At 46.4% G+C, this 12,879-nt stretch carries 16 protein-coding genes and 1 riboswitch; of the genes, 14 read left to right on the forward strand and 2 right to left on the reverse strand.

Annotated features, from left to right (window positions below):
* Positions 1 to 377 (forward strand): YuzK family famiily protein (locus ACTRXG_RS16460; RefSeq protein ID WP_474285999.1); only part of this gene is annotated, 377 nt, incomplete at its 5' end.
* A gap of 42 nt (positions 378 to 419) precedes the next feature.
* On the opposite strand, the gene map is transcribed toward ACTRXG_RS16460, so the two are convergent.
* Positions 420 to 1,175, reverse strand: a complete 756-nt coding sequence (map, locus tag ACTRXG_RS16465) for a type I methionyl aminopeptidase (protein ID WP_474262801.1) — start codon at positions 1,173 to 1,175, stop codon at positions 420 to 422.
* 117 nt (positions 1,176 to 1,292) lie between these two features.
* On the opposite strand from map, the gene ACTRXG_RS16470 reads away from it, so the two are divergent.
* From ACTRXG_RS16470 to ACTRXG_RS16500, 7 genes are all read left to right on the forward strand, one after another.
* Complete coding sequence (locus tag ACTRXG_RS16470; protein ID WP_474286000.1) at positions 1,293 to 2,597, forward strand: DUF2254 domain-containing protein; 1,305 nt, start codon at positions 1,293 to 1,295, stop codon at positions 2,595 to 2,597.
* A gap of 64 nt (positions 2,598 to 2,661) precedes the next feature.
* Complete coding sequence (locus ACTRXG_RS16475; protein ID WP_474286001.1) at positions 2,662 to 3,222, forward strand: NADPH-dependent FMN reductase; 561 nt, start codon at positions 2,662 to 2,664, stop codon at positions 3,220 to 3,222.
* 134 nt (positions 3,223 to 3,356) lie between these two features.
* Positions 3,357 to 3,460: riboswitch (TPP riboswitch) on the forward strand.
* Positions 3,461 to 3,597: 137 nt separating this feature from the next.
* Positions 3,598 to 4,293: a thiaminase II gene (gene tenA / locus ACTRXG_RS16480; protein WP_474280059.1), complete on the forward strand. Its 696-nt coding sequence runs from the start codon at positions 3,598 to 3,600 to the stop codon at positions 4,291 to 4,293.
* Positions 4,293 to 4,646, forward strand: a complete 354-nt coding sequence (locus ACTRXG_RS16485) for an ECF transporter S component (protein ID WP_474286002.1) — start codon at positions 4,293 to 4,295, stop codon at positions 4,644 to 4,646. The genes tenA and ACTRXG_RS16485 overlap by 1 nt, the downstream gene beginning before the upstream one ends.
* Entirely contained in the window at positions 4,646 to 4,885 is a 240-nt protein-coding gene (locus ACTRXG_RS16490) for an ABC transporter permease (protein WP_474286004.1), read from the forward strand. Before ACTRXG_RS16485 ends, ACTRXG_RS16490 begins: the two co-directional genes overlap by 1 nt.
* Positions 4,882 to 6,546: an ABC transporter ATP-binding protein gene (locus ACTRXG_RS16495; protein ID WP_474286005.1), complete on the forward strand. Its 1,665-nt coding sequence runs from the start codon at positions 4,882 to 4,884 to the stop codon at positions 6,544 to 6,546. Before ACTRXG_RS16490 ends, ACTRXG_RS16495 begins: the two co-directional genes overlap by 4 nt.
* Entirely contained in the window at positions 6,539 to 7,297 is a 759-nt protein-coding gene (locus ACTRXG_RS16500; RefSeq protein ID WP_474286006.1) for an energy-coupling factor transporter transmembrane component T family protein, read from the forward strand. Before ACTRXG_RS16495 ends, ACTRXG_RS16500 begins: the two co-directional genes overlap by 8 nt.
* A gap of 68 nt (positions 7,298 to 7,365) precedes the next feature.
* Here the strand turns inward: ACTRXG_RS16500 and ACTRXG_RS16505 are convergent, their stop codons facing one another.
* A complete protein-coding gene (locus ACTRXG_RS16505) occupies positions 7,366 to 7,818 on the reverse strand; it encodes a flavodoxin domain-containing protein (protein WP_322527272.1) in 453 nt (150 codons plus the stop codon).
* Positions 7,819 to 7,989: 171 nt separating this feature from the next.
* On the opposite strand from ACTRXG_RS16505, the gene ACTRXG_RS16510 reads away from it, so the two are divergent.
* From ACTRXG_RS16510 to ACTRXG_RS16535, 6 genes are all read left to right on the forward strand, one after another.
* On the forward strand, positions 7,990 to 8,691 hold the full coding sequence (locus tag ACTRXG_RS16510; protein ID WP_474286007.1) for an aspartate/glutamate racemase family protein: 702 nt from the start codon (positions 7,990 to 7,992) through the stop codon (positions 8,689 to 8,691).
* A gap of 18 nt (positions 8,692 to 8,709) precedes the next feature.
* Positions 8,710 to 9,084, forward strand: a complete 375-nt coding sequence (locus ACTRXG_RS16515) for a DUF488 domain-containing protein (RefSeq protein ID WP_462868950.1) — start codon at positions 8,710 to 8,712, stop codon at positions 9,082 to 9,084.
* A 293-nt stretch (positions 9,085 to 9,377) separates the two neighbouring features.
* Positions 9,378 to 10,592, forward strand: coding sequence for an NO-inducible flavohemoprotein (gene hmpA / locus ACTRXG_RS16520; protein ID WP_474262780.1), 1,215 nt, complete (start codon positions 9,378 to 9,380; stop codon positions 10,590 to 10,592).
* A 98-nt stretch (positions 10,593 to 10,690) separates the two neighbouring features.
* Complete coding sequence (locus ACTRXG_RS16525) at positions 10,691 to 11,014, forward strand: cupin domain-containing protein (protein ID WP_474286008.1); 324 nt, start codon at positions 10,691 to 10,693, stop codon at positions 11,012 to 11,014.
* 232 nt (positions 11,015 to 11,246) lie between these two features.
* Positions 11,247 to 12,350: an amidohydrolase family protein gene (locus tag ACTRXG_RS16530; RefSeq protein ID WP_474286010.1), complete on the forward strand. Its 1,104-nt coding sequence runs from the start codon at positions 11,247 to 11,249 to the stop codon at positions 12,348 to 12,350.
* Complete coding sequence (locus tag ACTRXG_RS16535) at positions 12,350 to 12,715, forward strand: Rieske (2Fe-2S) protein (RefSeq protein WP_091614391.1); 366 nt, start codon at positions 12,350 to 12,352, stop codon at positions 12,713 to 12,715. The genes ACTRXG_RS16530 and ACTRXG_RS16535 overlap by 1 nt, the downstream gene beginning before the upstream one ends.
* The last annotated feature ends 164 nt before the right edge of the window (positions 12,716 to 12,879 follow it).

Here is a 12,879-nt window from a genome sequence, read left to right on the forward strand (position 1 = left end):
TTCTTTTTAGTATACGACCCTTCGGGGCGCTTGCCTACAAAAAAACTGTCGAGAAAGGAGACTTTCTCGACAGCCTGGGAAGCCGGCTGGATAAACCAGCCGGCTTCTTTTTTCTTTATAACTATTCTCATTTATCAGAAAAAATAAAATTTTCGGTTGAAATGTATTGGGAAATGGTTTATTATGTAAACATACTCAAAGGAGGCATTATTGTTTTGACAAACAGTCAACTGAACACAACTGAAATGATCGACAAAGGGATGCAGCAGTCTCACAGCATGAGCGTAGAGGAATCGGTTCGCACGATTGAAAACATCATGCAGGTCGAAGCAGCACGTCAGCAGGACTATGAAGACAATAAGATTGAAAATTTATAAGTGATGAAAAGCGCGGTCCCTAAAGGCCGCGCTTTTTGACGTTTATACGCTTTCCTGGCCCGTTAAAATAACCGGGCCTTCTTTTGTGATCGCAATGGTATGCTCGTACTGGGCGGAATAGCCTCCGTCCCGGGTAGTGGCGGTCCACCCGTTGGAGGTCATTTTGCTCTGCCAGCCGCCAGTGTTAACCATTGGCTCGATCGTAATAACATGGCCCGGCTTTAAGCGGCCGCCTTTGCCGGGGGCACCGAAATGAGGGATTTGCGGGTCTTCGTGGAGAGTGGGCCCGATGCCGTGCCCGGTAAAATCCCGGACGACCGAGAAGCCTTCATGTTCGACATATGTTTGAATCGCATGTCCGATATCACCGATCCGGTTGCCGACTTTGGCCTGTTCAATACCTTTATATAAAGATGCTTCTGTAACCTCCATCAGCCGTTCGAGTTCACTGCTTACTTCCCCAACCGCATAGGTCCAGGCGGAATCCGCCAGGGCTCCGTTTAAATTTACAACCATATCGATTGTAACGAGGTCACCGTTTTCAAGAGGGCGGGATCTTGGGAAACCATGGCAGATTTCATCGTTTACCGAGGCGCAGGTGGCATATTTGTATCCCTGAAACCCTTTTTGTTCAGGAGTTGCGCCGCGTTCTGCCAGAAATTTTTCGACAAAATCGTCAATTTGTTTTGTAGTGACGCCTGGTTTGACCATTTTGGCGATTTCTTTATGGCAGGCGGCAAGAATTTTTCCTGCTTCATGCATAAGCTCAATCTCTCGTTCTGTCTTTAACGTTACCATCATTTGTCTCCTTTTATTCAGTATCAAATACTATTGTAAAACATTCGTATAAGAAATGCATTGTTTGATGATTTCCTTTATAATGGCGGGATTGCATGACAGAGATGGAGGTAAATCATGAAAAAACAGAAATGGTATGTACAACTCAGGGACAAGTTTTGGTTTATTCCAGGATGCTACGGTATTCTTAGCTTAATAATAGTAATAGGCGCTTCTATCATGGATCAGCAGGTGCTGCGGCCAGTTTACAATAATATGCCTTCTATGCTGATCGTGGAAAATAACACTGCTACTTCTTTATACAGTGCATTAGTGACGGCATTGCTGACGTTGACAACCATAAGTTTTTCTTCGATTATGGTCGTTCTGACCACGTATGCCACACAGTTTACCCCAAGGGCTCTGCAGGATTTCATGAAAAGCCCGACGACGCAGCATACACTTGGGGTATTTACGTTTGGGGTATTATTTACTCTGGTAAATATGCTGCTTTTTTCGAGCGAAGGCAGTAGCCAAATTTTGATGCCAATGCTGACAGTTCTTGTGGCGCTTGGCTGTCTGGCTTTTTTTATTATCTTTATTTATCACTCCACCCAGTGGCTGCAGGTGAATCATTTGATCAGCCATATAAGATCTGATGCCTCCAGGGTGATCCGGGATGCCTACACTTATTCGGGGGTGCACAGCTTCAGCGAATGGAGCGATGATTTTCGAAATGACGAAGAAGCAATCGTTTATGCCGAACGGTCGGGGTATACCAATATGGTGAAAATGCCTGAACTGATTGAATGGGCCAGGCAGCAGGGAGCCGTGGTTGAATGCCTGTTCCAGGTAGGAGACTACGTTCATCAGGGAGAGCCTTTATTTCGCTATTGGTCAAAGCATAGTTTATCCCCGAAAATATTGAGAAGTTTTTTATTAGTAGGAGAAGAGAGAAGCAATGTTCAGGACATCGAATTCTCCATGCAGAAAATTGTAGAAATAGCGCTGCGGGCCATTTCGCCTGCAATCAATGATCCACACACAGCAGCGAACTGCATCAACCGTATTGGGGCACTGCTTTCCGAACTCAGCCATGAACACAAAAATGACCAATACTTCGCTGACAATCAGAATGAGCTGCGGTTATTCATGCCTGTAAAACCCTTTAGGGAATATTTATATAAAAGCTTTTATCAGGTGAGATTGTACGGTTACGAAGATATTTCGGTAATGGGAGCCTGCATGGAAGCACTGACGATGCTCGTGAAAACAGGAGATCCGTCTGTGTTAAAGGAAGTGGATTCATTTTCCCGTTACATGGAGCAGGCGGTCGCTCCGGAACAGCTTGCGGACTGGGACAGGGAATACTGGGAGGAGCGTGTGCAGAAAAAGAACACAGCTCTGCATCAGGCACTTACAAAAAGTAAGCAGATAACTTGAAACAGCCAGTAACGTGTGTGTATGATATATAAATGAAGTTCAACACGAAAGGATGAAAGTTCAAATGAAAGTAGCAGCTATCGTAGGAAGTATTCGCCAGGAATCATTTAACGGAAAGTTAGTGGAGTACATGCAGGATCGTTACAGTGACATCATGGATATTAATATTTTAGATATCCGCGATCTTCCGCACTATGATCAGGATGAGGAAAGCAACGCTCCGGACTATGTGCAGGAATACAAGCGTTCTGTACGTGAAGCGGACGCCGTGCTTATCGCCACTCCGGAATATAACGGTTCGATTTCCGGCGTGCTTAAAAATGCTCTTGACTGGAATTCCCGGGTCGATTACGACTTTGCCGGCAAACCAACCATGCTTGTAGGAGCTTCTCTTGGAGGCCTGGGCACAGTGAAAGCGCAGATGCATCTTCGCCAGATTCTGAGCGCTCCCGGTATGAGTGCAAAAGTACTGCCTGGAAATGAAGTACTGATCGGAGCCGTCCATGAAAAAATGAATGAAAACGGAGATTTAACAGATCAGGGCACGATTGATTTTCTTGATAATGTCGTAGCCGAATTCGAACGTTTTTATCAGGAAACGCGGGCTGTGGCGAACCGCGCGTAATATGCAGAAAAACCCTGTTGGCATAGGCCTGCAGGGTTTTTGAATGCAGATTTTTGCTCAGAGGGAGAAGGCGGATTATAAAAATCACCTTTGACTTCCTGACATAATATGATAAAGTGTAGACAACTTAATAGGGAATCCACTAGGGGTGCCGAAAGCGGCTGAGATAAGGACTAACCTTAATCCCTTTGAACCTGATCTGGTTAAGGCCAGCGTAGGAAAGTGGAGACGGCAGAATACGTCTATTTCAAAAGCACAAGCTTTACCATAGAGGACGTTTATTCTAAGCCACTCCACCAATGGAGTGGCTTTTTTTGCCCCATTGGTCCTGACTGCCCGTAGTGGTTCCCTCCTAATTTAAAGGAGGAAGTTACAATGAAATTTTCAGAGCTTTTATGGCAGGACACAGAGCACATTTTTGAAGCCTGCTGGAGAAATCCGTTTGTACAGGGTATCGGGAAAGGGGAGCTCCCAAAAGCATCTCTTATCCATTACGTGAAGCAGGATTTTGAATACTTAAACGCCATGATCAAGGCAAAAGCAATTGGGGTAACAAAGTGTACGTCAAGAGAAGACATGGTTATGTTTAAAGATACCATTGATTTTGTTTTAAACAGCGAAACGCACCCGCATCATAATTTGTGTGAGCAGGCGGGCGTGGGCTATGAGGAATTGCAGGGCTATGCGCTTGCTCCGGTATCTCAGCATTACGTGCTTCACATGCTGCACCATGCCGAAAAAGGAACACTTGGTGATGTAATTGCGGTAACGCTTGCCTGCCCGTGGGTGTATTTGTATGTGGGTGAAAGGCTGATGGAGGAAGTGCAGCCGGACGAAACCCATCCGTTCAATGACTGGATTCGTTTTTACGGGGACCGTGAGGAAAGGGAAATGTATAAATATATTGACCGCCTTGATGAACTGGCAGAAACAGCCACAGAAGAAGAAAAACAGCGCTGGCGGACGTTGTTTATGGAAGGGTGCCAGCTTGAGTATATGTTTTTTGAGGACGCTTATTATGCAAAAGACTGGCCCTTTGCCAGAACGTTAACAGACGGGGAAAAAGTCTAATGATAAACAAACGCTTAAACCTCCGGGATATTGTCGTCATCTCGTTTATTTCAGCAGTTCTCGGCGTCCTTTATCTTCTTTGGGTGCTGCTGGGACAAATGGTTACCGGCATCTTCGGCCCAGTTGGAGGAGGCCTGATGGCGGGCTTCTGGATCCTTGCGCCTGTGATTTGTGCCTATATCGTTCAAAAACCGGGAGCGGCGCTGCTTGCAGAGCTTATTGCGGCTGGCACTGAAGTTATGGCGGGGTCTGTCAGTGCAGGAGCAGTGCTCGTGCTCGGCTTCACCCAGGGGCTCGCTGCAGAATTGATTTTCGCTCTGTTTTTTACCGGGTGTTCCGTCTGCCAGTATTAATGCTTGCCGGGTCGGCCGGAACGTTTGCTGCATTTTTAACCCAGTATGCCCTTTATGGATTCAGCCAGTACGCAGGTTCTGTTGTTGTATTTATGCTGGTAACAATGCTTATAAGCGGCGCTCTTTTAGCCGGATGGGCAGGGAAAAGCTTTGCGGATGCGCTGGTAAAGACTGGAGTGCTTGACCGCTTTGCCCTTGGCCGTCAATACCGTCTCGGCCAGCAGAGGGATGCTGTATGATTTACGCAGACAAATTGACCATTGCGTACCCTTTTGCTAAGCCTTCGATAGAAGGTTTTTCAGCAGAAATATGTACTGGGGAAAACGTGCTGCTGCTCGGTCCGAGCGGTTCAGGCAAAAGTACGCTTGCTCTCGCTATCCAGGGAATTCTTCCGCGTTCTGTGGAGGCGCAGGTTTCGGGCGGTCTGAGCGTGTTTGGGGAAAATCCGGCGGTGAAAAGTATTACGGAGGCCGCCAGGCAGGCGGCGCTTTTGTTCCAGGATCCGGATACCCAGTTCTGCATGCCGACCGTGCGGGAAGAGCTTGTATTCACGCTTGAAAATCTGCGGGTGCCTGCAGGTGATATCGAGGCCCGCATACACGAAGCCTTACAATTTACAGATATGCTTCACTGCATTGATGCCCGTATCGACACACTGTCCGGCGGGATGAAGCAAAAAATAGCTGTTTCCTGTTTAGCTGCTGTGAATCCGCGGATATGGATTCTGGATGAACCGCTCTCCCAGCTCGATCCGGTAAGCCGGCAAGCAGTGGCTTCGCTTCTTGGCCGCATTGCAGCAGATAGTGATAAAACACTGGTTTTGATTGAGCATCAATTAAATGAAGTAATGGAGTGGGTAGACCGGGTGATCGTATTGAACCACGATGGCCAGGTGTCTGCGGATGGAAGCCCGGCACGTATATTCAATTCTCATGCAGCTGTACTCGAAGCAGAAGGAGTATGGCTGCCGGCTCCTGCAGAAGCCGGAAAGAAATTACTGAAAAAGTCAGAGGATCCCAAATCCGCTCTTCCCATTACTTTATTGGAATGGGAGAGGTTTGCAGCGGATTATTCCGCTGCAGCAGTTCTTGCATCTCTGCCGCAGCCGAAAAAGGTAAGTGATCCTTCACTTGAACCACCTGTTCTGGAGGTGAAGCAGGCGGCCTTTGCCTATGGCGAGCAAACGGTTTTCGAAAACGTATCTTTTTCCCTGTACCCAGGGGGAATGACTGCTCTAGTCGGTGCAAACGGAGCAGGAAAGAGCACGCTCGCACGTGTCCTCACTGGATGGGAATCTCTTAAAAGCGGCTCTATATATGTTAACGGAGAAGATATTGCCAGTCTGAAGCCGTACGAAATTGCTAAAACCTTCGGAATTGTTTTTCAGCAGCCCGAGCATCAGTTTGTAGCACAGACCGTGGAAAAAGAAATACGCTACGGAATGGAAATGGAAGGGTGGTGCGAAAAAGATATTGATCAGCAGACAAATGAACTGCTGATTCAATTTCAGCTCGGACATATTCGAAAGAATCATCCATTTCAGCTCAGCCAGGGAGAAAAAAGGCGCCTTTCGGTGGCAGTCATGGTAACGAACAACCAGTCCGTATTAATTTTGGATGAGCCGGCGTTTGGTCTTGATAAGCGAAATACCGATGCTTTATTTGAAGTGCTTGAGCAGTGCCGGCGACGTGGAAAAGCGGTTCTCTGGCTGACGCATGATATGGATCTGGTCTATACAAAAGCTGGACGGGTTTTGGCGCTGGCGGAACGAACACTTGCCTGTGATGACGGCGTGGAAGCATTTTTCAGTGGGAGCATGGATTTAGCTAAAATCGGTGTCCGCCCGCCGGTAGTAAAGCTTATGAGCTTAAAGAAAAAGGAAACAGTAAGCCATGCTTGAAGAAATCCAGACTCGGAACGCTTTTTTGCAGCACGTACATCCAACGCTGAAGCTGATAAGTCTTTTCACCGTATTTTTCTGCATGATTTTCGTTTATGATATTTGGCGCCCGCTTGCCGTTTTGCTGTTAACGGTTGCTGCCGTCGCCTTTTTGGGAAAGGTGCCGTTAAAGCTGCTGCTCGTACTTATGCTTCCATTTGGGCTCTTTGGGTTCAGCTTTATATGGCTTCAGGTTGTTTTTCCTGACGAAAGAGGATCCACAGTTCTTTTCTATGTATTCCAAATGCCGGTTGCTCTTGAAAATATTCAAACAGGAATCTCGCTCGGTCTGCGGGCAATGGTGTTTGCATCCTGGTCGCTTCTTTTTGTTCTCACTACCTCTCCCGTGAGTTTAGTGATAAGCCTGATACAAAAATGGCATGTGCCTCCAAATATTGGTTATGGAATGATGGCCGCCTACCGTTTTCTCCCCCAACTGCGGGAGGAACTGGTGGTTATCCGGAGAGCCCGGCAAATCAGAGGGATGGGCAAAAAGCCTAAAATGCGGGAGTGGAAAGAGATGGCCGTGCCCTTGATGGCAGGGGCTGTACGAAAGGCAGAAAGAACAGCGCTCGCAATGGAATCGAAAGGGTTTGACGGCTCCAGAGAAAGAACGGAATACGTACAGATGAATTATAAAAAAACGGACATATGGTTCAGTGCCGGGTTTATATTGTTTATGATTTTCGTTTTTCTTATGCCAATGCCGTGACAGATCAACTGTATTAATTAAAGGTAACCCCGGGAACTCACGGCCCCCGGGGTTATTCGTGCTGACTATTATTTCACTAAAAACTTTTCTTCGATGCTGTCGACATAGCTTTTAATATCTTCAGCAATGTTATCCATTTCATCCACATCGACTTTCATGGTGGGAATCTCACCCTTATGTCCATTTTTGCGGAATTGCTCGATCATCTCATCCACAGCTCCGGCGAAGTTTTCATACGCGTGATCCCCGGAGCCGAAGATGGAAATTGAAAGGCCGGAAATATCATAGGCGAAAAGATCTTCAAGAAAATCTTCCGTTTCTTCGGGGATATCACCTTCACCCCACGTATACGTACCCATAATGAGCAGATCGTGAGGGAGGGGGTCTTCGTTTGGAAGGCCATCGGCGATCATATCCATCAGCTCTACTTCGTGCCCGCGGTTGATGAGCTCTTCTTCCGTATCAATAGCCATATCTTCAGTATTTCCAGTCATTGTGGAATAGAACAAAAGTATTCGCATATGTCCATTCCTTTCTTTTATAGGCTCGTGCATAAAATACATATTTAATATACTTATTATATATTCGGCGGCCGGATTGTGCAATCATCCTGGTGAATAGAGGTGCACACTAAATGTGTTAAAATATATATTGGTAATATATATTAACGCTTTAATGAAGGAGGAGAAAAAATGAAACAGATAGGTATTATCGGTGGCCTCGGTCCGGAATCGACAGTGGAATATTATCAATCCATCATTAAAAAGTATCAGGAAAAGAAGAATAGTCTTCAGGTGCTTCCGGAATTGTACATTAATAGCATTAATATGTACAACATTTTTACGTATATTTCGGAAGAACGAATGGACGATCTGATCGAATATTTAGGCAACGCTGCCCGTAAGCTTGAACTGCTCGACGTTGATGGAATCATTATTGCAGCCAACACTCCGCACCTTGTATTCGATGAAGTGCAGAAGCAGGTCGAGTTGCCGATGCTCAGCATCGTGGACGCCGCGGTGGAAGCAGCAGAAAATGAGGGTGCCGAAAACATTGGGCTGCTGGGCACAAAGTTTACGATGGATAAGAATTTTTTTAAGAAGCCGTTCGAAGCGAATGGAAAGAATATTTATGTGCCAGCTGAAAGCACACAGCAGTATTTACACGAAAAAATTGTCAGTGAGCTCGAAAATGGTATCGTAAATCCTGAGACGAAAAAAGAATTTGAGCGGATCACCGTGGAAATGATCGAACAACACGGGCTTGATACCTTGATTCTTGGCTGCACTGAACTGCCGATAATTCTTTCTGAAGAAGATTTTTCGATTCCGTTTTTAGATACAATGCAGGTGCACGTAAACAAGGTCGTAGACTTTATGTTTGAAGAAAAATAAAGCAGAAGGAGGGCAACAATGGCCATTCAATTGAAAAGAATTTATGAAGACCCGGAGGAAAAAGACGGGTATCGGATTTTAGTCGACGGCGTGTGGCCGAGGGGAATAGCAAAGGAAAAAGCTAAAGTGGATGAATGGAGCAGGGACGTTGCTCCTTCAAAAGAGCTGCGGCAATGGTTCTCCCACGATCCGGAGAAATTTGACGAATTCAAAGAGAAGTATAAGCAGGAGCTTCAACAGAATAACGAACAGACTGAAGCTCTCGATCAGTTAAAAAAGAACGTACGTGAGCAGAATAAGCAGTTGACGCTCGTGTTTGCTGCGAAGGAAGAAACGTATAATCATGCCCGTGTCTTAAAAGAAATTCTTGACCGTCAGCCGAAGGATTCTTAACGAAGAAGAGGTGACAACGATGGAGGAGTATCTGGGCCAATGCAGTGAATGCGGCAAAGAAATTTACTGCCGGGACGGCTTTATGGAAGGGGTTCATGAGTACGGCCGGCTGTACTGCTTTGAATGCGCCAAATAAATATACAGTACTCCGTTTCCAGGTGGAAACGGAGTTATTTTGTATATAAAAGCTGAATGTGAACGTTTAATGAAGTATTTCTAAAAGTATAGATTTAAATATGTATTTATAATACACTTTTTGTAGAAATTAAAAACGTTTTCATTGGAGGAATTTGATGCTTGCACCGCAAACGATTGAAACTGTAAAAGCAACAGCCCCGGCTATTCAGGCCAACGCTGCTGCCATCGGCAACCGTTTTTATGAAATGTTATTTGAAAAAGCACCCGAACTGCGGAATATGTTTAACCAGACGAACCAGGAAACAGGCGTACAGCCGGAAGCTCTTGCTTATTCTGTCTACCAGGCCGGAGCGAATATTGACCGCCTGGAAGAGCTTCGGCCTACTATTGAACGCATAGCGGAAAAACACCGGGCCCTGGATGTCAGGCCGGAGCATTACGGGTTAGTAGGGGAAACACTGCTCGAAGCGGTGGAGGAAGTGCTCGGAGACGCAGCAACTCCGGAGATCCTGGATGCCTGGGGAGAAGCGTATCACGCGCTTGCCGATATCTTTATTCAAAAAGAAGCAGTCAAGTACGAAGAAGTAGAGGCCGCCCGCGGCGGGTGGACAGGCTACCGTCCGTTTTATGTAGCGGAAAAAGTACCGGAGAGCGATGTTATCACTTCATTTTACTTAAAGCCGCAGGACGGTGGAGCGATTATACCGCAGCAGCCGGGACAGTATTTAACGCTGCAGGCAGACATCGAAGGAGAACCCTATACCCATATGCGCCATTACAGTCTATCGGATGCTCCGAATGAAAATTTTTACCGGATCAGCGTAAAGCGTGAGGACCCCGAGGACGGAAACCCGGCCGGTATTGTGTCGAATTATCTGCACCGGGACGTAAAAGAAGGAGATGTACTGCTGTTCGCAGCACCGGCAGGAGAGTTTGTGATGGAAACAGAGGAAATGCCAATTGTACTAATCAGCGGCGGCGTCGGAGTAACCCCGATGATGAGTATGCTGAATACACTCGTGCAGGAAGATACGAAACGAAACGTAACGTTTATTCATGCCGCTGACAGCAGTAAGGTTCATGCCATGAAAGCACATGTGGAGCAGCTCGCAGATACGTATTCAAACATTGAGGCCTATACCTGTTATTCCGAACCGACAGAGGAAGACCGTTCGAACGAAATGTTTGATAAAGAAGGATATATTGATGCCCCGTGGCTGGAAACCGTCCTTCCTGACGAACAGGCAGATTTTTATTTCTGCGGTCCGACGCCTTTTATGCAAGTAGTTAACGGAATTTTAAAGGATAGAGGAGTGCCGGCAGAACGTCGCCATTATGAAGTTTTCGGGCCGGAAAGCACGATTGAATAATTAAAACCCAGAGATAAAACTGGTTCAGCAGCTGCGGCATATCTATTTAGATTCTGCCGCAGCTGTTTTTAAATTTAATAGAAGAAAGGAAGAAAAATATGAAAATCCAGAGTCTTACACAATTAGCTCCTTTCGGCGAAGACCGAATGGCAAATGAAGTTGTTTTTAAAAAGAACAACTGCAAAGCTGTGGTATTTAATTTTTCGCCTGGTCAAAGCCTTCCTCTCCATGATCATCCCTTCACTCAAACATTTGCATTAGTCGTGAGCGGAGAAGGGCTCTGTTATACAGAGGATGATAATTTCCCCGTGAGGGAGGGTGACCTTATTCAATGCGGGCCTACAGAAAAAATAGGGTTTGAAAATAACAGTGATTCCAATTTGAGCATATATGTCACACTAGTATATATCGAAGAAAATTAGCATCTGCCAAAAAATTATCTCTGCAATAAATATTAGTATCCTTCCAGCCAGTGATAGGTAGCAGATTAGTAAGTAAATCGTTAGATACTGAAAAACTGCTACTGACGTTCACTGATGCTCACTGACATTCACTGTCACAGCTTACAGAGGCGGACGACTTCTAGGGAGCTTTGTTTATTCCAGGACGAATCTGGTACGGTTAGAAAGCAGATGAAAGGAAGGATGCTGATTTATGCAGACTTTAAACAATGAAGCTAAAACTAACCGAACAAAAAAGTACAGCCTGATCGACACTGATATTCACGAACGGGTAATGTATGAAGATTTGTTTCCATACTTAGAGCAGCCGTGGAGAAGGTATATTGAAGACTGCCACTGGCAGCAGGAAAAACATATGCCATTTACTCAGCCCGCTGTGGCTGGAGTGGACCGGGCTGACGCAAAAACGCCGGACGGAAAACCAGCGGGCACAAGCCTTTCGTTTATGCAGGAGCAGCTGCTTGATGCCAACAATCACGAATTCGGTATTTTAACCGGAGCACTTGATCCATCTCCGTCTTCCATGCACGGATGGTACGAAATGGCCACGGCCCTTGCCAGTGCCTATAACGACTGGCAGATCAATGAATGGCTTGATAAAGACAGCCGCCTGTACGGCTCCGTTCACATTGCAGCCCAGGAAGTAGCGAACGCAGTGAAAGAAATCGAACGCGTCGGCTCTCACCCAAAAATGATTCAGGTGCTTTTGCCCATTGATGATATTGCATGGGGGGATCCTTACTACCATCCAATATTCGAAGCGGCTGAGCGCCATGACCTGATGATCGGCATGCACCATAACGAACCGCCTGCCCCGCTCGGCAAATGGCCAAGATACTTTATTGAATGGCATTCTTTAATTGCAACTTCCCACATGGCACAGATTACGAGTATGATTTTCAACGGGGTGTTTGAGAAATATCCAAATCTGAAGCTGATGATGATTGAGGGCGGCTTCACGTACGTGCCGTTTTTAATGAAGAAACTTGATCAGCAGTTTAAGGATCTTCGCCACGAAGTGCCGTGGGTAACAACGATGCCGAGTGATACGATAAAAAACCGGATGGCATTTACGACCCAGCCGCTTGAAGAAATGAGCAAAAAAGAATGGAATCTCTTAGTAGAGCAGATGGGGACCGATGAAATCATCTGTTTTAGTACGGATTACCCGCACTGGGATTACGATTCACCGGATGAAGCCGTGCCTAAAGGACTTGAAGATGATGTGCTTGAGCGTATCTACGGCGAAAATGCCAGAAAATTCTATCCGAAACTGCCGGCTCGGGGTGATGTCTGATGGCAGCCGTTATATGCAGGGAAGAGGAGTTGGAAAAGCAGGAAATGATTCCAGGGAGCGTGGATAATATCCCGGTTTTTGTCTGTAGGACGTCCGAGGGAGAAGTCAGGGCGTTTATCGACCGGTGCCCTCACCAGGGAGCCTGCATGTCGAAAGGCAAAATTGACGGTGCTCCTATGAGCACCGCACCTGGTGAATATTCATTTGAACATGAAGGAGACATTGTCCGGTGCCCGTGGCATGGAAGGGAATACAATCTGCGGGAAAGCGGCAAGCCGCTTGCGCCGGTAAAAGGTAAACTAAAAGAGTTTTCTGCTTATGTAGAAGACAGCTATGTATATGTAGAACTAAAGAGAGGCTCGTGAGCCTCTCTTTCAGATTGTAGACAAAGGCCTCCGAAATTCATTTTCGGAGGCCTTTGTTTGTGCCATTGAGGGAGAAAGAAGCCTCCAACGGCCGGCGCACGTCTGTCGCCACCGCCAGGTGGCGAGTTTTTTGAGGTTCATCACCGCATAAACAAGCATCGCCT

The sequence above is a fragment of the Marinococcus sp. LNSP9103-4 genome (assembly GCF_056034345.1).

What these genes read in the sequence shown, in the direction of transcription:
- ACTRXG_RS16475 (WP_474286001.1), top strand. Translation starts at nt 2,662, where the DNA reads ATGAAAGTAGCAGCTATCGTAGGAAGTATTCGCCAGGAATCATTTAAC.
- ACTRXG_RS16510 (WP_474286007.1), top strand. Translation starts at nt 7,990, where the DNA reads ATGAAACAGATAGGTATTATCGGTGGCCTCGGTCCGGAATCGACAGTG.
- ACTRXG_RS16490 (WP_474286004.1), top strand. Translation starts at nt 4,646, where the DNA reads ATGCTTGCCGGGTCGGCCGGAACGTTTGCTGCATTTTTAACCCAGTAT.
- ACTRXG_RS16525 (WP_474286008.1), top strand. Translation starts at nt 10,691, where the DNA reads ATGAAAATCCAGAGTCTTACACAATTAGCTCCTTTCGGCGAAGACCGA.
- hmpA (WP_474262780.1), top strand. Translation starts at nt 9,378, where the DNA reads ATGCTTGCACCGCAAACGATTGAAACTGTAAAAGCAACAGCCCCGGCT.
- ACTRXG_RS16470 (WP_474286000.1), top strand. Translation starts at nt 1,293, where the DNA reads ATGAAAAAACAGAAATGGTATGTACAACTCAGGGACAAGTTTTGGTTT.
- ACTRXG_RS16505 (WP_322527272.1), bottom strand. Translation starts at nt 7,818, where the DNA reads ATGCGAATACTTTTGTTCTATTCCACAATGACTGGAAATACTGAAGAT.
- tenA (WP_474280059.1), top strand. Translation starts at nt 3,598, where the DNA reads ATGAAATTTTCAGAGCTTTTATGGCAGGACACAGAGCACATTTTTGAA.
- ACTRXG_RS16495 (WP_474286005.1), top strand. Translation starts at nt 4,882, where the DNA reads ATGATTTACGCAGACAAATTGACCATTGCGTACCCTTTTGCTAAGCCT.
- ACTRXG_RS16500 (WP_474286006.1), top strand. Translation starts at nt 6,539, where the DNA reads ATGCTTGAAGAAATCCAGACTCGGAACGCTTTTTTGCAGCACGTACAT.
- ACTRXG_RS16485 (WP_474286002.1), top strand. Translation starts at nt 4,293, where the DNA reads ATGATAAACAAACGCTTAAACCTCCGGGATATTGTCGTCATCTCGTTT.
- map (WP_474262801.1), bottom strand. Translation starts at nt 1,175, where the DNA reads ATGGTAACGTTAAAGACAGAACGAGAGATTGAGCTTATGCATGAAGCA.
- ACTRXG_RS16515 (WP_462868950.1), top strand. Translation starts at nt 8,710, where the DNA reads ATGGCCATTCAATTGAAAAGAATTTATGAAGACCCGGAGGAAAAAGAC.
- ACTRXG_RS16535 (WP_091614391.1), top strand. Translation starts at nt 12,350, where the DNA reads ATGGCAGCCGTTATATGCAGGGAAGAGGAGTTGGAAAAGCAGGAAATG.
- ACTRXG_RS16530 (WP_474286010.1), top strand. Translation starts at nt 11,247, where the DNA reads ATGCAGACTTTAAACAATGAAGCTAAAACTAACCGAACAAAAAAGTAC.